This is a genomic window from Paracoccus isoporae, assembly GCF_900101865.1.
GTDB lineage: Bacteria > Pseudomonadota > Alphaproteobacteria > Rhodobacterales > Rhodobacteraceae > Paracoccus > Paracoccus isoporae.
The window spans coordinates 211135-235576 of sequence record NZ_FNAH01000003.1; the positions used below are offsets into that span (position 1 = coordinate 211135).

Sequence of the window (24442 nt, forward strand, 5' to 3'; positions counted from 1 at the left end):
CGCGCATGGGGCGCCATGCCGACGCAACTTGCCCCGGCTCGGAGGGGTTCCACGGATTAACCAATCTGAACCGTCACGATGTTGCGCGGGCCGGGTGCCCGGCGTGGCGGTGCGGCGCGGGGGTCAGTCGCCGATCACCTCGTCCGGGCCAAGGGGGCGGCCATCAATGCGCGCCACCACCTCGCCGCCGGGCGCGCGTGTGACCTCGATCCTGCGCGCTTTGCCGCCGATCTCCATCGTCGCGGCAAAGCCCGGCCAGCCATCGGGCAGGCGCGCATCGATGCCGATCCCGCCAGGGCGGCGGGTGATGCCCAGGATCCCCTCCACCGCCGCGCGGAACATCCAGCCGGCAGAGCCGGTATACCAGGTCCAGCCGCCGCGGCCGGTCTTGCCGCGCCCGCCATAGATATCGGCGGCCACCACATAGGGTTCGACCCGGTAGATCTCGGCCGAGCGGGGGTCGAGCGAATGGCTGACCGGGTTCAGCGCATCGAACAGCCGGTGCGCGCGGGTGACATCGCCGCCCCGCGCCAGCGCATAGATCATCCAAGCGGCGGCATGGGTATATTGTCCGCCATTCTCGCGCACGCCGGGCGGGTAGGATTTGATATAGCCCGGCTCCTGCACCGTGTCGTGGAAGGCCGGCGTGAACAGCCGCAGGATCTGCGCGTCGCGGTCGAAGAGCTGGTCGAGCGCCGCCTTTACCCCGCGCCGCGCCCGGTCCGGCCGACCGGCGCCAGAGATCAACGCCCAGCTTTGCGCGATGCTGTCGATGCGGCATTCGGCGCTGTCGGCCGATCCCAGCGGCGTGCCGTCGTCGAAATAGCCGCGGCGATACCACGCCCCGTCCCAGCCGGACTGATCCAGCGCCTCGGCCACGCGGTCGCGATGGGCCTGCCAGGCCTTCGCGCGCGCCGCATCGCCGCGCTGCGTGGCGATGGGGATGAAGGCATCCAGCGTCGCGCACAGGAACCAGCCCAGCCAGACGCTTTCGCCGCGCCCCGCCTCGCCCACGCGGTTCATGCCGTCATTCCAGTCTCCGCCGAGAATGAGCGGCAGCCCGTTTTCGCCGGTCCGCGCCATCGCCAGATCCAGCGCGCGGGCGCAGTGATCGTAAAGCGGCGCGACTTCGCCCGATTTGCGCGGCGCATAGAAGCGGTCATGCTCGCCCGGCTCCAGCGCCTCGCCTTCGATATATTCGATCGGCTCGTCCAGGATCCCCGCATCGCCGGTGGAGTTGATGTAATGCGCGGTGATATGGCCCAGCCAGACCACGTCGTCGGAAATCATCGTGCGCACCCCGGCCCCGCCGCGCGGCAGCCACCAGTGCTGGACATCGCCTTCGGGAAACTGCCGCGAGGCGGCGTTCAGGATCTGCCGGCGGCAGAGCGACGGGTCTTGCAGGATCAGCGCCGCGGTGTCCTGCAACTGGTCGCGGAACCCGTAAGCGCCCGACGCCTGGTAGAAGGCCGTGCGCGCCCGGATCCGGCAGGACAGCGCCTGATAGGGCAGCCAGGCATTGACCATCAGGTTCAGCCGCTCATCCGGGGTTTCGACCTGAAGCCGCCTCAGCGTCGCGTCCCAGCCATTCCGCTGGGCGGTCAGGGCGCGGTCCACCGCGCCGTCGCTGCGGGCGGCATCCAGCAACGCGGGCAGTTCGTCCTGCGTGGCATTGGCCAGAATCAGCGTGGTCTCGGCCGTCCCGCCGGGTGCCAGGTCCATGTGCCAGCGGATCGCGGCGCAGGGATCGCCCTCGGCGTCGATGCCCGGCACCGGGGTGCCGCCCAAGTCCAGCGCATCGGCCAGCGCTGTGCCCTGCGGCCAGTCCGCCAGCGCCGCCGGGTGGGGCAGGTCACCGTCACGGCCCAGAAACGCGGTCCGGCTGCCGCAGAATCCACTGACCTGCCGGTCGCAGGACAACAGCGTGATGCGATCCGCGAATTCGCCGGAATAGAGGTTCTGCGCGAGGATCGCGCCCAGCCCGGTATCGAAGCGGGTCTGGACCATCGGGGCGTTGCGCGCCCGGTCATTGCCAAGCACCAGCTCGGCATAGGCGACCCCGTCCAGCCGCAGCACGCGGCCGGTCCGGTTCGTCACCTTCAGCGCGGTCAGCCGCGCCGGGCCGGTCTCTGCCAGCGTCATCACCGCCTCGACCGACACCCAGCCGTAATCGGCGGAAAAGCGGGAATATCCCAGACCATGCGCCGATTCGAACACCGCGTCGGGATCGTCGGCCACGCCAAGAAACGGTGTCGCCACCCGGCCGGTGGCCTGATCGCGGATATAGATCGCCTCGCCGGGGCGGTTGCGGACCGGATCATTCGACCAGGGCGTGATCTGGTAGTCGCGCGAATTGACCGCCCAGCTATAGGGCGCGCCCTCGCCCGAGACGTGGAAGCCGAAATCCTCGCGGGCGATGACGTTGATCCAGGGATGCGGGGTCGGGCGGTCATGCGCCAGCCGCATCACATATTCCCGGCCATCCGGCGCGAAGCCGCCAAACCCGTTCCAGAAGCTCAGCGGCGAGCGGGACGGGGCATCGGGGGCGGGATCGCGCTGCGCGGCACGGTGCGGGGCGCGGTCGGACGCGTGGTCGTCGCGGGCCTCGCGCAGCCGGTCGAGCTGTTCGGCAAGCTGGCCGTTGCGGGTGTGCAGCATGATCCGCGCGGCAGAGACCAGCGTGTCGAAGCTGTCCTTGCTGATCTGGTCGCGGCGGACCGCATGGACATGGCGCGGGGCGTCCTCGGCGTCGCTGTGATGGGCGGCATCGACCATCGACTGAATCGCGGATTGCAGATCCTGCACATAGCTGGTGGCGCGTTCGTTCAGGATCACCACGTCATGGGCCACGCCGCGCGCGCGCAGGAAGCCGTGCATCTTCAGCGCGTTGCGGATAATGGGCAGATCGGCCTCGTCATCGGTGCGCAAGAGCAGGATCGGGTTGTCGCCCGAAATCCCCATCGGCCAGAGACCGGATTGCGGGCCCAGCTCGGTGCGGCGCTTCGGCGTCGCGGCCAGCCGCAGATCGGGCCAGATCAACAGCGCAGCGAAGCTGCGGAACAGCTTGGCCTCGTCCAGCGTGACGTTGAGATGCCGAAGCTGCACCTGCGAATAGGTCCAGGACAGGCGCAGCTCGTGGTCGAACACGGCCGGACGCATGTAATGCGCGGCCAGCCGGTCGCGATCAGCCTCGCTGTCGGCGATCAGCGTCCAGAAGGTCAGAGAGACGGATTTGCCCGCCGGCAGCCGCACCCGGCGCCGGATCGCGAAGATCGGGTCCAGCGTGTGGCCCGCATTCCCCGCCAGCGTGGCACCGCGCTCGAACGCGGCGGCGTTCGACAGCGCCCGGCCCCGGCCCAGAAAGGCGCGCCGGTCGGTCTCGGCCTCGAAATCCGGCATCAGCGCGCCTTCCGGCCCGGCGATCAGATGCGCCATGTAATTGGACTTGCCGCGCGGGTCGCGCGGCCGCCGCTCTGCCACGATCAGCCCCCCGCGCTCGCGGATCTCCGTCTCCACGAACATTTTCGAGAAGGCCGGGTGCGCCCGGTCGGAAGCCGGGTGATCCAGCACGATCTCTCCGTAAGAGGTCACTTCGATGGTCTTGTCCGAGCCGGAGCGGTTGCGCATGGTCAGCCGCCGCCCATCGGCATTGCCCTCGGTCGCGGCGATCACCTCCATCCGGCTTTCGATGGCGTTGGCGGTCTTGAAGAACTCCGCCTTGTGGTCCGAGAACACCACGGAGCTGCGCTCGTCCCGGCCGCTGCACGGGGCATGGGTGGCCGACCACCATTCGCCCGACTGCACGTCGCGCAGCAGCAGATGGATGCCGCCATCGTCGATGGTCGGATCGGGCGACCAGCGGTTCAGCGCGACCGGGCCAAGGCTCGACTGCCCCGCCCCGGTCGAGGAGATCAGGGTGGAGAAGGCGCCGTTGGTGATCAGGCAGACCTCGCGTTCGGACCGGCCGGGTTCGCTGATGACGGTCTGGGTATCGCCGGCGGTCAGCATGTTCCCGCGCCCCGGCCCGTCGGCAGAGGGCGCGCGGGTGACCGGGGTGATGTCGCGCGGGGATTTTTCCTGGAGCAGCAATTCCGACGCTCGGACCACCGGGTCGGCATGGAATCGCTCGCGATGGATGCCGTCCATCACGGCGTTGGCGACGGCCAGGATCGACATGCCGTGATGATGCGCCATCACGTTGCGGACCACGGCGAATTTCGCGCCGTCCCGCAGACGGCCGGGGGCGTAATCCACCGCGTCGTAGAAGCCGTACGGCCCCTCCGCCCCGATCTCGCGCAGCCGCGCGAGGTTCCTGACCGCCGCCGCCGGCCGGATCTGCGCAGCCATCAGCGAGGCATAGGGGGCGACCACGTAATCGCCGCCGCTGCGCTTCAGCGCCAGCGTCGGCACGCCGAACGCATAATACTGGTAATTCATGTCCCGGTCGCGGGCGTTGAAGGCGCTTTCCGAGATCCCCCAGGGCAAGCCATGTGCAGCACCCCATTCCATCTGCACATCCACCGCCATGCTGTTGGAGTGGTTCAGGATGCCGCCCTGCCGCTCCTTCAGCATCAGGGGCGGCATCAGATATTCGAACATGCAGCCCGACCATGACAGCAGCACACCCTGGTGGCGGACCGTCGCAAAGGGGCGGCCGAGCTGGGCCCAGTGTTCCTTGCGGATATCGCCCTTGGCGATGGCCAGGAAGCTGGTCAGCCGCGCCTCGGACGCCAGCAGGTCATAGGAGCTGTCGTCCAGCTCGCCCTCGTTCGGGCGATAGCCGATGGAGAGCAGCATCCTGTCGCGATGGACGAACAACCCGAAATCCATCGCGAAGGCCAGGGCGCGGGCGCGTTCCGCCAGAACGCTGACCCGCAGCGCGAACCGGTCCAGATCCTCGCGCGATTCCTTCGATTCGATCACCACGTCGCGGCAGTCCCGGTCGAGTGCCGCGGCCCAGATCACCACCTCTGCGGCGCTGTCATCTCCGGTGGCGCTGTCGAGTTCGCGGGCGAGCCGCAGGATCTCGCCACTGCGCGTGGTGAGTTGCTGGGCCAGGATCGGGTCCGAAAGCGGCCCGCCGGTGGTGTCGGCAAGGGCCGCGGCAAAGCCGGAGACCGCCTGATCCAGCACCCCGCGCAGATCCTCCAGCCGCCGCTGGCCACGCGGCATCCGCCCCAGTTCCGCCCGCAGCAGGTTGAGCGCATCGGCCAGCCCGCCGGTCCGCCTGCGCCGCACCGAGGGCGCGTTCCCCGCCCAGCCCTGCAACCCGGCCGAGAGGGTAATCAGCAGCCCGGCCAGGTTGCCGCTGTCGACGGATGACACGTAGGGCGCCGGCAGCACCGCCAGCGTGCGCGTGTCATACCAGTTGAAGAAATGTCCGCGATAGCGCCCCATCCGCTCCATCGTGGTCAGCGTCGCATCGATCCGTGCCAGCGCATTGTCCAGGCTGATCCAGCCGAAATCATGCGCCGACATGGCCGACATCAGGTAAAGCCCGATATTGGTGGGCGAGGTGCGCTCGGCCAATTTCGGTTCCGGCAGCGCCTGCCAGTTGTCGGGCGGCAGGTGATTGCTCTCCGGGGTGACGAAATCCTCGAAATAGCGCCAGGTGCGGCGGGCAATCGCGCGCAACTCCTGCGCGTCCTCCTCCGAGACCGCCAGCCGGTCCTCGGTCGAAAGCGGGCGTGAGGCGCGATGCATGATCCAGGGCGCGGCAATCCACACCGCGCCGAAGATCAGCGCCACAGGCAGGGCGGACGGGTTCAGCGCGGCCACCGCCGCGATGGCAGCCGCCCCGATCAGCGGCGAGGCGATCATCCGGCGATAGGCATCCTCGACGGAGCTGTCCGCGCGCCCCGCCGCCCGCGCCGTCGTCCATTCCAGCAGGTTCCGGCGCGACACGAACATCCGCCAGACACTGCGCGCGATGGCGTCGGCCGCGCTCCAGGCGCGGAAGGCGGCGGTGGTCAGCCGCAGGCCAAGCTGGGTGACGTAACCGAGCGCATCGCGCGCCATACCGCGCAGGTGGTATTCCCAGGACACGCCGTATTGGGGGCGGAAAATGCTCAGATCGACCTGCAAAATCGCCACCAGCGCGCTGAGCAGGATCAGCGCCACCTGCCAGATCGCCGCCTGCGCTCCGTCCAGCACCAGCCAGCCCAGGATCGACGCGCCCACCCAGCCCGGCGCGACCAGCGAGCGGCGCAGATTGTCCAGCATCTTGAATCGCGCCAGCCCGGTCAGCCCGTTCCCCGGATCGAGGATCATCGGCAGAAGCTGCCAGTCCCCGCGCATCCAGCGATGCTGTCGGCTGGCCTCGGTCGCGTAGCGGATCGGGAAATCCTCGACCACCTCGACATCGGAGGCCAGCCCCGCCCGCGCCAGGCTGCCTTCCAGCAGGTCATGCGACAGGATCGCGTTTTCCTTCAGCCGCCCTTGCGTCGCCGCCTCCACCGCGTCGATGTCATAGATCCCCTTGCCGGTGAAGGAGCCTGCGTCGAACAGATCCTGATACAGGTCCGAGACGGTAAACACGTATGGGTCAAGCCCACGATTGGCCGAGAAGATCCGCTGGAAGACCGAGGCATCCGCGCCCGTGGTCAGCGACGGCGTGACGCGCGGCTGGATGATGCCGTGCCCGGCCACGACGAGACCATCCGCGTCCAGCACCGGACGGTTCACCGGATGCGCCATCTTGCCCGCCAGCGCCGCGACCGAATCGCGCGGCAGCCGGGTGTCGCTGTCCAGCGTAACCACGAACCGGACCCCTTCGGGCGGCGTCGGCCCGGTCTGCATGAAGCTGGTCTCCCGGTCGCCACGCAGCAGCCGGTTCAGCTCGGTCAGCTTGCCGCGCTTGCGCTCCCACCCCATCCAGACCCCTTCGGAGGGGTTCCATTGCCGCCGACGATGCAGCAGGAAAAAGCGCCGCCGCCCGCCGTGGTCATAGCGCTCCGCGAGCGCCTCGATCCGGTCGCGGGCGTGATCCAGCAGGCGCTGATCGTCCGGCATCTGCTCGGTCTCGGCGTCGCGCCAGTCGGTCAGCAGCGCAAAGGAAATATCGCCGGCCGGGTTGGCGAGGTAATGCGATTCCAGCATCTCCGCCAGCTCATCCACCTCGTCGAGGCTGGTGATCATGCCCGGAATGACGACCAGCGTGCGCGCCTCGGGCGGGACTCCGTTGCGGAAATCCAGCGCCGGCAGACGCCGCGGCGCCACGGCGCGCGCGGTCAGGAACCCCATCGCCTGCATCGCAGTGTCGGCCGCCGGAAACGCGGTCAGGACCAGCAGCAGCGCGCTTTGCCACAGCGGCAGATCCTCGGGCAGAACCCAGCGCATCGCCAGCAGCAGAAGCAGCGTCAGCACCACCAGCGGAAGGATCAGCGCCCAGACCCGCATGTCGCGGATCGCCCCGCCGATCCGCTCGCGCAGGTTCGGGCGATAGTTCAGCGTCTCGCGCAGCGCGGTCCGGTCCGGCCCGACCAGCAGATGCCCGACATCGACCCGTTCGCCGCCGCCACGCTCCCACCCGGGCAGCTCCTGTCCCGCCTCCACCCGGCCCCGCGCGGCCTCCGCGATCGTGCGGCGCGCAACTTCGGTCTCCGGCCGCTCCGTGCGCCGCGCGATGCGCTCGATCTCGTCGCGATAGCTGGTGCGGGTGGCCTGGTCCAGCCGGTCGAACTCGGTCGATCCGGCGAGAAGCTGATCGACATGGCTCACCCCCTCGAACCAGTCCAGCCAGTCGATCTCTCCCATCCGGCGCAGGCTGCGGATGATGTTGCCGACGGTGACATTGCCGCTGGACTGCACGGCATATTCGGTCTGCACCGCGCGCTCGCCGGCCGAGGCGCCGCCCATCTGGCGTTCCAGCGCGGCCAGGGCCGCCTGCGCGTCCGGCCCGCCGTCACGCAGCCGATAGAGAAGCTGCGCGGCGACGGTGTTGTCGGTCACCAGCGACGCATGCTGATGGATGATCTCCGCCGCCGCACCGGGCCGCCCCGCCTCGGCCAGCCGGTCCGCGATCAGGTTCGCCGCATCGCGCCGCGCGCGGGCGGAGGCCACGCGATCCGACAAGCGGCGCAGATTCTCGATCAGCACGTAACGGATGAAGCTGGGCACCGCCCAGAGTTCCGCGATGTCCAGCGTCGCGACCTGCTGATAGCCGCGCAGGAACTCCGTCAGCTCGGGTGCGGAGACATCGGAATTGGTCAGCGCCACATAGTACCAGGCGATGACCAGGCTGCGCGGCGCCGTGCCGCCCCCGGCCAGGCTGACCCGGCGCAGGCGGTGCATGAAATTGCGGTTGAAGCCCTGCCGGACCTGGCGCAGGTGCTCCTCGACCATGTGGTGATTGTCGATCAGCCATTCGGCGGCAGGGGTGATGAGCGCGCCCGCCTCCGCCGCCGCGACCGTGTCGAGATAGTTCTGCCGGATCGCCGCGCGGTTCTCCTCCAGCCTGCGCACGGGCCGGTGCGGCGCATCGGCAAGCTCCGGCCGCCGCGTCTCGGCCAGCTCGCGCCCCGCCTCGGCCAGCGAGCGGCCGGCCCAGAGATCGAACCGGATCGGCGGCGGATGATCGGGCCATGCGCGGGGCATCTCACCGCCTTGATCCATCCGCCGTCGGGGGAGCGTATCGCGCAGCCTGTCGGTAAATCTCTGATCGGCCATGCTGGTCCCGCACTCGCTACCGCCGGAACATCCCGGCCCTGTTTACAAATCCGGAATACGGCGCCGGGTTCCGGTCCGTTTAAGGTCAAGTGCTGGTTACAACTATTGAGCCGCGGGTTGCCGTCAGTCAGGTTCGCTGTGGAATGCATCTTCTCTGCGGACCGGCCACAACTCAGAATCCCATGAAGCAGCCCTCAGGTTACCAACTGATATTCCTCCGATGAGCTGCCCTTCGTGCCGTCTCGGCTCCCTTGGAGTTGACGTCAAAAATGTCCAAATCCCACGCCTCACGCACAAAGCGTTGATCAGCGTCAAATCCGACGCATGCCTATGATCCACAACTCGACGCGACAGACACTAAGCGCAGTACATCACCATTGCATTCGTATGCAGCGAGTCTATAGTCGCCCGCAGCGATTTCATCCCGATACGGATCAGAGGAGGATCCCGATGGCTGTCGATGACAAGAAACCCAGCGATGACGGAAAGGCGCGCGACGCCGGACGCGCCCCGGCCAAGGCGGCCGATGCAGTGCTCCAGGTGGAGCGGCGCGACTTCGTCGATCTGGTGCCGGAGGATCGCAAGCGCGCGCATCCGATGGAGGGGTTCGACGACATCTATACCGACATTGTCGACTACATCATCCGCTGCACCCATCGCATCTGGGACGAACGCGATATCGGGCTGATCTACACGCATTACACCCATAACTGCGTGCTCTACGGCACCATGGGCACGCTCTACGACCGCGAGGAGGTGGTGCGCGACACCATCCAACGCCTTGTCAGCCTGCCAGAGCGGCGCGGCATGGCCACGCAGGTCATCTGGAACGGCGACGATCAGAACGGTTTCTATACCTCGCATCTGGTGACCGGATCGGGGCGCCACACGCAATACGGCCATTACGGACCGCCGACCGGCCGGACCTTCGTGTCGCGCACGATTGCCGACTGCATGATCCACGCCAACAAGATCTACCGCGAATGGGTGGTGGCCGATCAGATGGCCATCATCAAGCAGCTCGGCCTGAACCCGCAGGACTTCGCGCGCAAGATCTCGGAGCGGCTGTTCGACAAGGGGCTGGTATCGATCGACATCGGCGAGAACCGGCGGATGCTGGGACAGTATCCCCCGGACGCAAAGGCTGATCTGAGCATCGCCAACAACGACATCGAGCGCGAGACGCTGGAATGGCTGCACGCGGTGTGGAACCAGCGGATGCTGGGCCGGATCAAGGATGTCTACGCGCCGACCTGCCAGTATCACGGCCCGCTGATGGCTGAACTTTACGGCATCGCGGCGGTCACGCATCAGACGCTGGGCGTGCTGGGCTCGCTGCCCGATGCGGCCTTCATGCCGCAGCATATCTGCTCCACCCCGTCAGAGGAGGGCGGCACCAAGGTCGCGGTCCGCTGGATCCTGGAGGGGCACCATCTCGGCTACGGGCTGCTGCAGGAGTTGGGAGAGCCGACCGGCAAGCGCGTGCAGGTCATGGGGATGAGCCATTTCCACTACAAGGACGGAAAGATCGTGGATGAATGGCGCGTCTACGATCAGCTCTCCATGCTGGTGCAGGTCCAGTTGGCGCAGCTCGCCGACCGCCCGGCGGCCACGGCGCTTCTGGACGACTAAGCTTTGGCAGGCCGCCACCCGTCAGGTGGCGGCCCACTCAGTGCCGACCCGGTCGGCGAATCTGGCTCTGCAACCGGGCCAGCACATCGACGCCCATCTGGTTGAGCAGATCCAGCATGTCGAGCGGCACCCAGTTCTCGCGGATCAGCCCCTCGTGATGCAGGTAGAAATCCATCACCCGCATGGTCACAGGACGTCCGGTCGGGGCGAGCCCCAGGAACCCGCCCCCCTGATGCATCGCAAAGACGCTGGGCCAGCCGGCCGTGACCGAATACGCCCCCTCTCCGACGCGGATATAGTGGCCGCCGCCATGCTCGGCCTTCATCGCCGCGATCTCGTCCCATTGCCCGCCACCCTTGCGGTTCGGGAAGGCGCTGCGGAAGGGCAACTGGTGGCAGTCCACGAACCCGGCCAGCCCGCGCGCCGTGCCGATGCCGCTGGGGCCGTACCACATCATGCGCGGATGCCAGTGCTGTTTCTGCGGCATGTTCAGCAGACCGTCGCGCCCCTCGGCAGCCTCGTCGTCATAGGCGCCCAGCGTGGCATGCATCGCCAGCGTCTGCGACAGATTGCGCGCGCCCTCGGCCGGATCCTGTGGTGTCAGGATGATTCCATCGGCGGTGATCGGGCCCGGCCACATGCCTTCGGCCCCCATGCTGGGCGCGATCGGCCAGAACCCGGCCTGTCGGATCAGGTCCAGCACATCCCAGAGGCAACTGGACTGCACGATCCGGCCATCCTCTATCTGGTGCACCTCTCCGTACCGCAGATAGGCCGGCAGGCCGGTCGCCGGGATCCCCAGCCAGTCGCGGGCGAATGTGCCGCAGAAATGCCCCATCGCGGCAATGTAATCGCGCCCCTCGAAGCGGCCGCCCATGAAGATCAGATCGCGCCGTTCCAGATCGGGAAAGGCGCGCTGCAGCGGCGACCAGACAAGCTCGGCAATCGCGTCCCGCCCGCACATCTCGTTGAGCGGGTGCGATCCCCGCCATTGCGCATCCGCCGCATAGAGCCCCTCCAGCGCGGCACGCAGGTCGCGCGGCTCCGATTCGGCCAGTCGGGACAGCCGCGCATGGATCTGTTTCCGATCATCGAAAAGCGTCATTCCGCCAACTCCTCCAAGCCTCTGAACATCGACGCAAGAATCCTCTTGCATTCGTATGCATGACTCGCTACCGTCCTTTTTGCAACAGGTTCTTTCATGGCCTGACGCCAACAAGAAATAATGTTTCGACTGGCTGAACTTCATCTGCGGCCGCACGGATTGCCGAAGGCGAAAGCCGCTCTCAACGGGAGATGGATCATGAACAAGTTTCTGATGGCCTCGGTGGCCACGGCCGCGCTGATCGGCGGCCCCGGCGCCGCGATGGCCGAATGCGGGATCGAACAGGGGTCCGTCCGCATCCTGTCGAATGACTTCGCGGCGCTGCGCGTCGTCGCCGATGCCGCGCAAAGCTGCGCCAGCGATACGGTGACGGTGACCAAGAACCAGACCTCCGAGCACAAGAACATCCAGGTGCCGGCGCTGACGACGAACCCCGCGAACTACACTGTCGCGATGATCGCCACCAACTCGGTCACCCCGCTTCTGACCGGCGGGCTGGTGCGTCCGCTTGACGAATATGTCGAGAAATGGGGCCAGGATCTGCAGGAAAGCCAGTTGATCCGCGTGGACGGCCAGATCATGGCCATCGCCTTCATGGCCAATGCGGAACATCTGTTCTACCGCGAGGACGTGCTGGCCGAAAACGACATCGCAGTGCCGACCTCCTACGAGGAGGTGCTGGCCGCCGCGCAGAAGCTGCGCGATGAGGGCGTGATAGAAAACCCGCTCGCCGTCGCCTACCAGTCCGGCTGGTATATCGCCGCGGCTTTCGTGAACACCTATCTCGGCACCGGCGCCGAGTTGTTCAAGCCGGGCACGGCCGAGCCGGACATCCAGAACGAGAACGCCATCAAGACGCTGGAGACCATGAAGGAACTCAGCAGCTTCATGACGACCGATTTCATCACGCTGGACACGAACTCGCTGCGCCCGATGTGGGAAGCGGGCGACACCGCGATGCAGATCTCCTGGGGCTCGACCACCGGTGAATACATCTCGGAGAGCAGCTCCGTGCCGGATGTCGCCCGCGCCACGAAATTCGCCGCAGCGCCCACGATCGACGGTAACTCGATCCCCTCCGCCGCGCTGTGGTGGGACGGCTTCGTCATCGCCAAGAACATCTCGGACGAGGATGCCGAGGCGTCGTTCCGCGCCATGATGGTCGGCATATCGCCCGACACAGTGCAGGAGAACCCCGAAGCCGCCGTCTGGCTGGTCAAGGGCTACGAGACGACGCCCGCCGCAGTGGGGGTCGCGGCCAATCTGGAAGGCGGCGCGCGCCCCTATCCGATGCTGCCCTATATGGGGCTGCTGCACACGGCGCTCGGCGACAACCTGGCGGAATTCATGCAGGGCCAGGAAAGCGCCGAGCAGGCGCTGGCGGATGCGACCGCCGCCTATATGGTCGCGGCCCGCGAATCCGGCTTCATAGACTGATCGCGCGGGCGGGGCGGCCGATCCGCCCTGCCTCGCGTCGCAACAGCTCTTTCCTGCCGCCGGGCCGGCCGTCCGGTCCCGCACCCGCCCCGCCCTTCCTGCCGGAGTGAACCATGCCGCACAGGACATTTCTGGCCTTCATCTGGCCGTCACTGCTGGCGATGATCCTGTTCATCGCCGTTCCCATCGTCTCGGTCGCCTACCAGTCCTTCTTCGTCGAGCATCAACAGGTGATGACCGAGGTGGAATCCTGCGGCCCGTTCGGCTGCAAGTCGGAAATGCGCGTCGATGCTGCCGCCATGGCCGAGCTGCGCAGCGAAAGCCCGATGGGACGGTTCAACGGGCTGGGCACCTATACCAACGCAAGCCACCTGGCCTTTGACGAGGTCGGCGCGGCCTGGCGCGGCAGCGACAGCCTTGGCGAGTTCATCCGGCAGGTGATGAACCTGCCCTTCTACAAGGCGCTGATCTTCACGCTCAGCTATACCTTCATCGTCACGCCGCTGGTGATCGTGCTGGGCTTTTTCATCGCCATCGCCGTCAACACCGTCTCGGCGCGGCTGAAGGGGCCGGTGATCTTCTTCTCGCTTCTGCCGATGATCGTCACGCCGCTGATCGGCGCGCTCGTGCTGTTCTGGATGATCGACGCGCGCGGGGTGATCGGCGCCACGCTGCAGGCGGTGTTCAACGACCCGCAACTGTCGCTGAAAGCCTCACCAACCCTGACCTGGGTGACGCTGTTCGTCTATGGCGTCTGGCACAGCGCGCCCTTTGCATTCGTGGTGTTCTATGCCGGGCTGCAAACCGTGCCGCAGGACACGCTGGAAAGCGCCATGGTCGACGGCGCCAGCCGGTGGGAGCGGATCCGGTTCGTCACCATTCCCTATCTGATGCCGCTGGCGACCTTCATCGCGCTGATGCAGCTCATGGACAATTTCCGGGTGTTCGAGCCGATCATCGGGTTTTCGGCCGAGGCGAATGCCAGCTCGCTCAGCCACATGATCTACACCGATCTGCGCTCCGGCGACTTCCCGCTCTTCGGCTCGGCCGCGGCCAGTTCCATGCTGACCATTCTCGGCGTCATCATCCTGCTTTTCCCGGTGCTGATCCGCACCTGGCGCGATTTCGGCAGAAAGGCCTGACCCATGGCGAACAGCATCCATCAACGCTCCTGGCCGCTCGTCGCGCTGTCCACCGGCTTCGTGCTGCTGTGGCTGTTTCTCGCGGCCTTCCCGTTCATCTGGACCGCCTGGGGCTCGTTCAAGGTCGAGGCGGATTTCTTCTCCCGCGCCGACTGGATGAACGCCTTCTTCGGCCCCGCCACCGAGGCGCAGACCGGCAGCCCCTTCACCGGCAGCGGCTATTACGGTGCCTGGATCGAGCAGGATTTCTGGAAGGCGGTGCTGAATACCGCCATCGTCGTGATCGCCACCGTCACCATCTCGCTGACCGTCGGCACGCTGGGCGGCTACGCGCTGGCACGATCCGGGTTCCGCTATACCTTCTGGCTGCTGATCGCGGCGCTGATCTTCCGCGCCATGCCGCATGTCACGCTGGTCTCGGGCTATCTGCTGCCGTTTTTCGAGCTGAACATCTGGGGCTATCTGATCACCACCATCATCGTGCTGGTGGCGATCAACCAGCCGTTCACCCTGTGGATGCTGCACAGCTTCTTTCTGACCATTCCGAAGGATTTCGACGAAAGCGCGATGGTGGATGGCTGCACCCGGTTCCAGGCGTTCCGGCTGGCGGTGATCCCGGTCATGTGGCCCGGCGTCGTCACCACCGGGCTGTTCAGCTTCCTGCTGGCCTATAACGACTTCACCGTGACCTCGATGCTTCTCAGTCAGGACAACCACACCATGGTTCCCAAGATCAACAGCTTCCTCGGCTCCACCCAGCAGGAGGGCAAGGTCATGTATGCCGTGGCCGCCGCCGTCTCGGCGATGGCGCCGCTCTTCGTTCTCGTCATGGTGTTCCAGCGCCAGATCGTCAGCGGCCTGACCGCCGGCGCCGTGAAAGGATAAGGTGATCCAATGGCTGAAATGCGGCTCAAGAATATCACGAAACGCTGGGGAAATTTCATCGGCGTCGATGATTTCGACCTGCACATCAAGGATCAGGAATTCATCGTGCTGCTGGGTCCGTCCGGCTGCGGCAAGTCGACCACCATGCGGATGATCGCCGGGCTGGAGGACGTGACCGACGGCGAGATCTGGATCGGCGACCGGATGGTCAACAAGCTGGAGCCGAAGGACCGCGACATCGCCATGGTGTTCCAGTCCTACGGCCTTTACCCGCAGCTTTCGGTCTATGAGAACATCCGTTTCCCGCTGAAGGTCCGCAAGACCCCCAAGGACGAACATCACGACCGGGTCATGCGCGCGGCCGAAATGGTCGAGCTGACCGAGTTGCTGGAACGCCGTCCCGCCGCGCTGTCGGGCGGTCAGCGTCAGCGCGTGGCGCTTGGCCGGGCCATCGTGCGCAAGCCGACCGTGTTCCTGATGGACGAACCGCTGTCGAACCTGGACGCCAAGCTGCGCGTTTCGACCCGCGCCCAGATCAAGAACCTCCAGCACAAGCTGAAAACGACCACCATCTACGTCACCCATGACCAGATCGAGGCGATGACCCTGGCCGATCGGGTGGTGGTGATGAACAAGGGCCGCATCCAGCAGGTCGGCACGCCGACCGACATCTACGACTATCCGGCCAATACCTTCGTCGCCAGCTTCATCGGCAGCCCGGCAATGAACCTGGTGCAGGGCCGGCTGGTGGACGGGGTGTTCGAATCCGAGTCGATCCGCGTGCCCGGTCTCGACACCAGACATTCCGGGCCGGTCACGCTGGGCTTCCGGGCAGAGGACGTGTCGCTCGCCCCGGAGGGCGAGGGCGAATTGCGTGCCCCGGTCTACTCGGTCGAACTGCTGGGCGAGGCGTCGATGATCTCCTACCGCATCGGCGAGTCGCTGGTCTCGATCAAGGCGCCCAAGGATTACCGCGTCGAGATCGGAGAGGAGGTCGGGACCCAGATCCCCGCGGCGATGTGCCATCTCTTCGACAGCGAAACCGGCGAACGCATCGACGGGCGCCACCGCTAGACAGGCCGCGCCGGCCCGTGTCCGGGCCGCGACGGAACCGAAGGACGCGGCGCCGCGACGCGCCCCATGAAGGAACTGCAACATGGCAATTGAACATCTCAAATCCGGCAAACCGGCCGACGCCCGCGCCGAGGACGATGCGAAGGTGCGCGCCACGGTCGAATCCACGCTCAAGGACATCGAAACCCGCGGCGATGCGGCGGTGCGCGAGCTGTCCGAGAAATTCGACCGCTACGCACCCGACAGCTTCCGCCTCTCCGCCTCCGAAATCGAGGCCGCCATGCAGCAGGTCAGCCCGCGCGACATGGCCGATATCCGCTTCGCGCAGGACCAGATCCGCCGCTTTGCCGAGGCGCAGCGCGCCTCGATGACGGATATCGAGATCGAGACCATGCCGGGCGTGATCCTCGGGCACCGCAGTATTCCGGTGCAGTCGGTCGGCTGCTATGTTCCGGGCGGCAAGTTCCCGATGGTGGCCTCGGCGCATATGTCGGTGCTGACCGCATCGGTGGCGGGCGTGCCGCGCATCGTCGCCTCGGCCCCGCCGGTGGGCGGCGCGCCGCACCCGGCCATCGTCGCCGCGATGCATCTTGGCGGCGCGCATGAGATCTACGTGATGGGCGGCATCCAGGCGGTGGGCGCAATGGCGCTCGGCACCGAAACCATCGATCCCGTGCACATGCTGGTCGGCCCCGGCAACGCCTTCGTGGCCGAAGCCAAGCGCCAGCTTTACGGACGCGTCGGCATCGACCTGTTTGCCGGTCCGACCGAAACCATGGTGATCGCGGACGAGACCGTCGATGCCGAGATGATCGCGACGGATCTTCTGGGCCAGGCCGAGCACGGCTACAACTCGCCCGCCTGCCTCATCACCAATTCCCGCAAGCTGGCCGAGGCGACGATGGCGGAAATCGACCGCCTGCTGCCGATGCTGCCCACCCGCGAGACGGCCGAGGCGTCCTGGAAGGATTACGGCGACATCTATCTGTGCGGCAGCCATGACGAGATGCTGGGCCTCGCCAACGATCTTGCCTATGAGCATGTCCAGGTGATGACCGACCGCGACGACTGGTATCTGGAGAAGATGCACAGCTACGGCGCGCTGTTCCTCGGCCCGCGCACCAATGTCGCCAATGGCGACAAGGTGATCGGCACCAACCACACCCTGCCGACCAAGAAGGCAGGCCGCTATACCGGCGGTCTCTGGGTCGGCAAGTTCCTCAAGACCCACAGCTATCAGAAAGTCACCAGCGACGAGGCCGCGACGCTGATCGGCGAATACGGCTCGCGGCTCTGCATGCTCGAAGGCTTTGTCGGCCATGCCGAGCAGTGCAATATCCGGGTGCGGCGCTATGGCGGGATCAACGTGCCCTACGGCGAACCCGCCCCGCACCGCGAAGCGGCGGAGTAAGGCGATGGCCCTGCCCCGCACCCCGTCCTTCCGCCTCGATGGTCGCCGGGCGCTCGTTACCGGCGCGTCCTCCGGCATCGGGGCGGCCTGCGCAGCGGCGCTGGCGGAACAGGGCGCGCATGTGGTCTGCGCGGCGCGCGGCGCCGACCGTCTGGCGGAGGTGGTGGAAGAGATCACCCGCCGCGGCGAAGACGCCGAGGCACTGCCGCTCGACATGGCCGATCTCGACGCGCTTACCGTCGCCCTGGATGCGCAGCCCGCCTTCGACGTGGTGGTGAACTCCGCCGGCATGGCGCGCCACTCCCCGGCACTGGACACCACGCCCGAGGATTTCGACGCGGTGATGTCGCTCAACCTGCGCGCCGCCTATTTCCTGTCGGCTGGCGCCGCGCGCGGCATGATCGCGGCGGGCAGGCGCGGCTCGATCATCCATGTCTCCAGCCAGATGGGCCATGTCGGCGGCATCGACCGCGCCGTCTATTGCGCCAGCAAGCACGCCATCGAGGGGATGGTGAAATCCATGGCGCTGGAATGGGGCCGCAGCGGCATCCGCATCAACACGGTCTGCCCGACCTTCATCCGCACGCCGCTGACCGAAGCCACCTTCGCGGACCCCGACCGCGTCCGCTGGATCGAGGAGAAGATCAAGCTTGGCCGGATCGGCGAGGTCGAGGATATCATGGGGGCGGTGATCTATCTGGCCTCCGACGCATCCTCGCTGGTGACCGGCACGGCGATGATGGTCGATGGAGGATGGACGGCGGACTGATGACGGACAAGGTGACTTCTCAGGATGTGGCGCGGCTGGCCGGGGTCAGCCAGTCGGCGGTCAGCCGGGTGTTCACCCCCGGCGCCTCGGTCTCGGCGGCGATGTCGCGCAAGGTCCGCGACGCGGCCGAGACCCTGGGCTACCGCCCCAACGTGCTGGCGCGCTCGCTCATCACCGGGCGCTCGCGCATCATCGGACTGGTCGTCGCCTATCTGGAAAACCAGTTCTACCCGGTGGCGATCGAACATCTGTCCCGCGCGCTCCAGGCCGAGGGCTACCACATCCTGATCTTCATGGCCGGCAACTCCGACGCGCAGATCGAGGAGGTGATGCAGGAGCTGATCGACTACCAGGTGGACGGCATCATCACCGCATCGGTCGGCATGACCAACAACCTGACCGAACGCTGCGAGGCCGCGGGCATCCCGGTGGTGCTGTTCAACCGCGCCCAGGACGGCACCGCCCATTCCGCGGTGACTTCGGCCAACCGCGCCGGGGGCGCCAAGGTGGCGGAGTTCCTGATCGCTGCCGGGCACCGGCGCATCGCCCATATCTCGGGCTGGCTCGGCTCCTCCACCGGGCGCGACCGCCATGACGGGTTCCTGGACGCGCTGAAGGCGGCCGGACACGCACCGGCGGCGGTGCTGGAGGGGATGTATACCCGCGAAGACGCCGCCGACGCCGCCCGTCAGATGATGGCCATGGACGACCCGCCCGACGCCATTTTCGTCGGCAATGACCACATGGCCTTCGCGGTGATGGACGTGCTGCGGATCGAGCTGGGTCTGCGCATCCCCGATGACGTGGCGGTGGTCGGCTATGACGACGTGCCGCTGGCCGCCTGGCCGGCCTTCGATCTGACCACCGTGCGCCAGCCGGTCAATCGCATGGTCTCCGCCACGGTGGACACGATGCTGGCCAAGATCGGCGACCGCGCCCGCCCCGCCGCGCGGATCGAGATCGACGGCCCGCTGATCCTGCGCGGCTCCACCCGCAACCCCGACGAGGCCAGCCGATGACCGCCTATGACAGATGGCAGGATTTCCCCGACTACATCATCGGGATCACCCGCGAGATCTGGGAAGAGCGCGGCATCGAGACGCTGAACCGCTACTACGCGCCGGACATGCCGATCCGCACGCCGATGGGCGTCACAAGCGGCAATCGTGGCGTGATGGCGGCCACCATGGCCACGCTGCATGAATTCCCCGACCGCCAGCTTCTGGCCGAGGACGTGATCTGGTCGGACGACCCCGAATACGGGCATCTCTCCTCGCACCGGATCATCACCACCGCGACGCATCTCAATGACGGGCAGTTCGGCCCCGCGACCGGCCGGCGCTTCACCATCCGGGTGATTGCGGATTGCGCCGCCAGGGGTGATACCATCCATGATGAATGGCTGGTGCGCGACTATGGCGGCATCGTCCGGCAGCTCGGGATGGACCCGCAGGACTATGCGCGCGACCTGATCGCGGCCGAGGGTGGGGTCGAGTTTGCCACCGAGCCGTTCTGCCCGTCGCGGGATGTCGATGGCCCGTATCGCGGCACCGGCAACGAAAATGAATGGGGGCTGCGCTACGCCGACGACCTGACCCGGATCATGGAGATGGATTTCGCCCATATCCTGACCGATTACGACCGCGCCGCGATCGGTCACTATCCCGGCGGGCAGCAGGCCATCGGCCGCGAGGCGGTGTCGGCCTTCTGGCTCGGGCTGCGATCGGCCTTTCCCTCGGCCGAGTTCCGCATCCATCACCGGATCGGCATGGATGGCGGCATGCTCTCGCCCCGCGCCGCGATCCGCTGGAGCCTCGATGGCACCCATGACGGCTGGGGAATTTTCGGACGCCCGACCGGGGCGCGCGTTCATGTGTTCGGCATGTCCCACGCCGAATACGGGCCCTGGGGTCTGCGCCGCGAAACCGCGCTGTATGACGAGATTGCCATCTGGAAACAGATCCTGTTGCAGACAGGTGAGGCATGACCGAGCCCGGACGCCCTGCGCCTCCCCGCTACACCGACCCGGACAGCTATATCCTGGGCATCACACAGGAGATCTGGGAGAATCGCGGCATCGCGCTGCTGGAAACCGCCTATGGCGCCGGGATGATCATGCGCAATGCCGGCGGCATGAAGATCGGCAACGGCTCGGTCATCGACGACACGCTGGCCAAGATGGCGGCGTTTCCCGATCTCGAAATTCTGGGCGAGGACGTGATCTGGGCCGGCGATCCGGCCGGGCGCTACCTGTCCTCGCATCGCAGCGTCATCACCGGCACCCATACCGGCCACGGCATCTGGGGCCCGCCCATCGGCCGGCGCTTCACCGTGCGCTGCATCGCCGATTGCGCGGTGCTGGACGAGGTGATCGACGATGAATGGCTGGCCTATGACACCGGCGACCAGGCCCGCCAACTGGGCCATGACCCGGCCGAGTTCGCCCGCGCCCGGATCGTGGCCGAGGGCGGGCCCGATCAGGCGATCCGCCCATTCACCCCCGATCAGGACCGGCCCGGACCCTATACCGCGCGCGGCAATGACAGCGAATGGGGCCAGCGACTGGCCGAGATCCTCACCCGGATCATGGGCAAGGACATCTCGGTCATCCGCGCCGAATATGACCGCGCCCTGCGCATCGAACATGCCGGCGGCATCGGCGGCTGGGGCTGGCAGAACGCCGAGGCGATCTGGATGCGCCTCCGCTCTGCCTTCCCGTCCGCCACCTTCCGCATCCATCACGCCATGGGCCGGTCGGACCCGCACCAGCCGCACCGCGCCGCGCTGAGATGGAGCCTGGACGGGCGGCATGACGGCTTCGGCCGTTTCGGCGACCCGACCGGCGCGCCGGTCCATGTCATGGGCTTCACCCATGCCGAATTCGGCCCGCGCGGGCTGCGCCGCGAATTCACCCTGTTCGACGAGGTGGCGATCTGGAAACAGATCCACCTGCATACGGGGTCGGTCTGATGCTGCGCGACGACGCCGATCTGCGCCGCTTCCATGTCTGGCGCCAGGCGCTCCGCTCGCGCCGCCTCAATCCGCATTACCCCGGCCCCGATGCGCATCCGCATCACGCCCGAACCCAAATCATTCTTCACGGATCACCGACATGACACCCCAGGAAATGGATTCCCGCATCGTCCGCTATGGCGAGCTGCAACCCTGCAAGACCGCCTTCATCGACGCCCACACCCCCGGCTCGAACCAGAAGGAGAACTTCACCATCATCGGCGGCGGGGTCAGCGAAAGCCCCGATCAGCACGTCCATATCTCGATCCCGCACGGCTTCAATATCGGCGCGGCCGGTCAGCCGCCGAACTGCCGCAACTCGCTGCATTCCCACCGCACCGCCGAGGTGTTCTTCGTGCTCAAGGGCCGCTGGCGCTTCTTCTGGGGCCGCCACGGCGATGCCGGCGAGGTGGTGCTGGAGGAGGGCGACATCTTCAACATCCCCACCGGCATCTTCCGCGGATTCGAGAATATCGGCACCGATTACGGCATGATCATGGCGATCCTGGGCGGCGACGATGCCGGCGGCGGCGTGATCTGGGCCCCGCAGGTGATCGAGGATGCGCGCGACCACGGGCTGATCCTGTCTCAGAAGGGCAAGCTCTATGACAGCAAGAAGGGCCAGTCCCTGCCCGACGGCGAACAGCCGATGCCGCTGCTCAGCGACGAGGAGCTGAAGGCCTTCCCCGAACCGACCACGGCCGAGGTGGTGCCGAACTATGTCGCCCGCTACTGGGATCTGGTGGCGCTTGCCGACCGCCAGCCCGCGCGGGTGATCGGCGCCGACGCGAAACTGCGCGACAAGCCCGGATTCGAGGTCGATTTCATCACCCAGAGCACGAAGCTGGATGGCCGCCAGCGCCACGACAACCCGGCAGTGCTGATGCCGGTGCGCGGGCACTGGAAGGTGACATGGGATGGCGGCGCGGCCACGCTCGCCCCCGGCGACACGATGAGCGTGCCGGAAAACACCGCCTACGGCATCGCGCCCGCCATGACCGGCGAGGCGGCGCTCTATCGCACCGTCGGCACCGGGGATCCGGCCGGCGCCACCTGGAAAGGACACTAAAATGGCGTTGAGTTATTTTGAAGAAGGCGACGAAGTCTATATGCGCGCCCAGCAAATCTGGCAGATACTGACCGGCTGGGTAAAGCTTGAATGTCAGGACGGAAACTTGCCGGTCGGTCTGATCAGCTATGAGTCGCTTGGCAAATACATGCAATATAGTCACCGGAGTTTGGGTAGGCCCTTAGGCATCATCGCACTTCTTTGCCGAAACGACGAACTGCCTAGCCTCAATACCGTCGTCGTTCGCAAGGACAGTCAAAAGCCCGGCGATGGGGTGATATTCAGTGGCGAGTTGACTGAGGATCAAACTGCAGTTCTGAAGTACAACTGGTTTCAGATCGCGACTCCCGGATGGCAAGTTCTGGCATATATTCATGAATCGCGTGATGGGCCGCTGGTATGACCGGAATTCTCACCACCCATGTCGGCAGCCTTCCGCGCACGCAGGAGGTCGTCGATTTCATCTTCGCCCGCGAACGCGGCGAGCCCTACGATTCCGGCGCATTCGACGCCGCCATGACCCGCGCCGTCTCCGAAACGGTGCGCTGGCAGGTCGCGGCCGGGGTCGATATCGTCTCGGACGGCGAGACGTCGAAGATCAGCTATGCGACCTATGTGAAGGACCGCTATACCGGCTTCGACGGCGACAGCCCGCGCAACGCCCCCGCCGATCTCAAGCGGTTCCCCGGCTTTCTCAAGCGCATCGCGGAGTCCGGCGGCACCCCGCAATATGCCCGCCCGATGTGCGTGGGAGAGGTGAAATCCAAGGGTCAGGGAGAGCTGGAAAAGGACATCGCCAACCTGAAAGCGGCGATGGCGGAACACGGCGCGACACGCGGCTTCATGAACGCCGCCTCGCCCGGCGTCATCTCGCTGTTCCTACAAAACGACCACTACCCGACGCGCGACGCCTATCTGGCCGCGCTGGCAGATGCGATGAAGGCGGAATACGAAACCATCGTCGCCGCCGGGCTGGATCTGCAACTCGACTGCCCCGATCTGGCCTTGTCGCGGCATATGCTGTTCAGCGATCTGTCGGACGCCGAATTCGTGAAGATCGCCGCCAGCCATGTCGAGGCGCTCAACCACGCGCTCTCCGGCCTCCCGCCCGAGAAGCTGCGCATCCATATCTGCTGGGGCAATTACGAAGGCCCGCATATCTGCGACATTCCCATGGCGCAGATGTTCGACACGCTGATGCAGGCCCGCCCGCGCCATGTGCTGTTCGAGACCTCGAATCCCCGTCACGGCCATGAATGGACGGTGTTCCGCGACCGCCGCGCCGACATCCCGGACGACAAGATCCTGGTGCCTGGGGTGGTCGATACCACGACCAATTTCGTCGAACATCCCGATCTGGTCGCCGAACGCCTGTCGCGCTTTGCCGGCATCGTCGGCGCCGACCGGGTCATCGCCGGATCGGATTGCGGCTTCGGCACCTTCGCCGGATTCGGCGCGGTCGATCCCGACATCGCCTATGCCAAGCTCGGCGCCATAGCCGAAGGCGCGGCGCGCGCCTCGGCGGGCGGGGCAGCGGCGGCATCGTGATCCCGCTGGTTCTGCTGCCGGGGATGATGTGCGACGCCCGGCTCTTCGGCCCCCAGATCGCGGCGCTGGGGACTGATCGCGCGCTGCATCTTCCCCCGATCGGCCAGCACGACACGATGCAGGCCATCGCCGCCAGCGTGCTGGCCCATGCCCCGCCCCGCTTCGCCCTGGCCGGGCTGTCGATGGGCGGCATCGTCGCAATGGAGATGCTGGCCCAGGCGCCCGAGCGGATCGAGCGGCTGGCGCTGTTGGACACCAATCCCCGCGCCGAGCTGCCAGAGGTTCAGGCAAACCGCGCGCCCCAGATCGCCGCGGTCGAGGCCGGGCGGCTGCGCGCGGTCATGCGCGACGAGATGAAGCCGAACTATCTCGCGGATGGTCCCGGCAAGCAGGCGGTGCTGGATCTGTGCATGGAGATGGCGACGGATCTCGGCCCGCAGGTCTTCGTCAACCAGTCCCGCGCGCTGCGCGACCGCCCCGACCGGCAGGACGTGCTGCGCGGCGCGACCGTGCCGACCCTGATCCTGTGCGGGCGCGAGGACCGGCTCTGCCCGGTCGAACGCCATGAGCTGATGCACCGGCTGATCCCCGGATCGGTGCTGCGCATCATCGAGGGCGCGGGCCATCTGCCCGTGCTGGAACAACCAGGCGAAACAACTGCCGCGCTGCGGCACTGGCTGGAGGCATGACA

Annotated in this window: 17 protein-coding genes; 15 read left to right on the plus strand and 2 right to left on the minus strand. The window is 66.6% G+C overall.

Annotated features, from left to right (window positions below; genetic code table 11):
• Nucleotides 1–123 precede the first annotated feature (123 nt).
• Nucleotides 124–8595 carry a glycoside hydrolase family 94 protein gene (locus tag BLT73_RS07310; RefSeq protein WP_143025642.1) on the minus strand — a complete coding sequence of 2824 codons (8472 nt, stop codon included), beginning with the start codon at nt 8593–8595 and terminating at the stop codon, nt 124–126.
• A 522-nt stretch (nt 8596–9117) separates the two neighbouring features.
• Between BLT73_RS07310 and BLT73_RS07315 the strand changes: the two genes are divergently transcribed.
• Nucleotides 9118–10299 (plus strand): nuclear transport factor 2 family protein, encoded by a 1182-nt coding sequence (locus BLT73_RS07315; protein ID WP_090522353.1) that lies wholly within the window; start codon nt 9118–9120, stop codon nt 10297–10299.
• Nucleotides 10300–10336: 37 nt separating this feature from the next.
• On the opposite strand, the gene BLT73_RS07320 is transcribed toward BLT73_RS07315, so the two are convergent.
• On the minus strand, nt 10337–11404 hold the full coding sequence (locus BLT73_RS07320; protein ID WP_090522355.1) for an ester cyclase: 1068 nt from the start codon (nt 11402–11404) through the stop codon (nt 10337–10339).
• Nucleotides 11405–11602: 198 nt separating this feature from the next.
• Here BLT73_RS07320 and BLT73_RS07325 point away from each other — a divergent pair, with 198 nt between their 5' ends.
• The 14 genes from BLT73_RS07325 (at nt 11603) to BLT73_RS07385 (ending at nt 24440) form a co-directional block, all read left to right on the plus strand.
• Entirely contained in the window at nt 11603–12841 is a 1239-nt protein-coding gene (locus BLT73_RS07325) for an ABC transporter substrate-binding protein (protein WP_090522357.1), read from the plus strand.
• Nucleotides 12842–12954: 113 nt separating this feature from the next.
• Nucleotides 12955–13983 (plus strand): carbohydrate ABC transporter permease, encoded by a 1029-nt coding sequence (locus BLT73_RS07330; protein WP_090522359.1) that lies wholly within the window; start codon nt 12955–12957, stop codon nt 13981–13983.
• Between the two features lie 3 nt (nt 13984–13986).
• Nucleotides 13987–14868 carry a carbohydrate ABC transporter permease gene (locus BLT73_RS07335; protein WP_090522361.1) on the plus strand — a complete coding sequence of 294 codons (882 nt, stop codon included), beginning with the start codon at nt 13987–13989 and terminating at the stop codon, nt 14866–14868.
• A 9-nt stretch (nt 14869–14877) separates the two neighbouring features.
• Entirely contained in the window at nt 14878–15942 is a 1065-nt protein-coding gene (locus tag BLT73_RS07340) for an ABC transporter ATP-binding protein (protein ID WP_090522362.1), read from the plus strand.
• Between the two features lie 82 nt (nt 15943–16024).
• Nucleotides 16025–17353, plus strand: coding sequence for a histidinol dehydrogenase (hisD, locus tag BLT73_RS07345; protein WP_090522364.1), 1329 nt, complete (start codon nt 16025–16027; stop codon nt 17351–17353).
• Nucleotides 17354–17357: 4 nt separating this feature from the next.
• A complete protein-coding gene (locus tag BLT73_RS07350) occupies nt 17358–18122 on the plus strand; it encodes an SDR family NAD(P)-dependent oxidoreductase (RefSeq protein WP_090522365.1) in 765 nt (254 codons plus the stop codon).
• A complete protein-coding gene (locus BLT73_RS07355) occupies nt 18119–19141 on the plus strand; it encodes a LacI family DNA-binding transcriptional regulator (protein ID WP_090522584.1) in 1023 nt (340 codons plus the stop codon). Before BLT73_RS07350 ends, BLT73_RS07355 begins: the two co-directional genes overlap by 4 nt.
• Complete coding sequence (locus BLT73_RS07360) at nt 19138–20109, plus strand: nuclear transport factor 2 family protein (protein ID WP_090522367.1); 972 nt, start codon at nt 19138–19140, stop codon at nt 20107–20109. The genes BLT73_RS07355 and BLT73_RS07360 overlap by 4 nt, the downstream gene beginning before the upstream one ends.
• Complete coding sequence (locus BLT73_RS07365; protein ID WP_090522368.1) at nt 20106–21092, plus strand: ester cyclase; 987 nt, start codon at nt 20106–20108, stop codon at nt 21090–21092. Before BLT73_RS07360 ends, BLT73_RS07365 begins: the two co-directional genes overlap by 4 nt.
• A complete protein-coding gene (locus BLT73_RS17265; protein WP_176804987.1) occupies nt 21092–21238 on the plus strand; it encodes a hypothetical protein in 147 nt (48 codons plus the stop codon). The genes BLT73_RS07365 and BLT73_RS17265 overlap by 1 nt, the downstream gene beginning before the upstream one ends.
• Nucleotides 21235–22203: a cupin domain-containing protein gene (locus tag BLT73_RS07370; RefSeq protein WP_090522370.1), complete on the plus strand. Its 969-nt coding sequence runs from the start codon at nt 21235–21237 to the stop codon at nt 22201–22203. Before BLT73_RS17265 ends, BLT73_RS07370 begins: the two co-directional genes overlap by 4 nt.
• Nucleotide 22204: 1 nt before the next feature.
• Nucleotides 22205–22606, plus strand: coding sequence for a hypothetical protein (locus BLT73_RS07375; RefSeq protein WP_090522372.1), 402 nt, complete (start codon nt 22205–22207; stop codon nt 22604–22606).
• On the plus strand, nt 22603–23751 hold the full coding sequence (locus BLT73_RS07380) for a cobalamin-independent methionine synthase II family protein (protein WP_090522374.1): 1149 nt from the start codon (nt 22603–22605) through the stop codon (nt 23749–23751). Before BLT73_RS07375 ends, BLT73_RS07380 begins: the two co-directional genes overlap by 4 nt.
• A complete protein-coding gene (locus BLT73_RS07385; protein ID WP_090522376.1) occupies nt 23748–24440 on the plus strand; it encodes an alpha/beta fold hydrolase in 693 nt (230 codons plus the stop codon). Before BLT73_RS07380 ends, BLT73_RS07385 begins: the two co-directional genes overlap by 4 nt.
• The last annotated feature ends 2 nt before the right edge of the window (nt 24441–24442 follow it).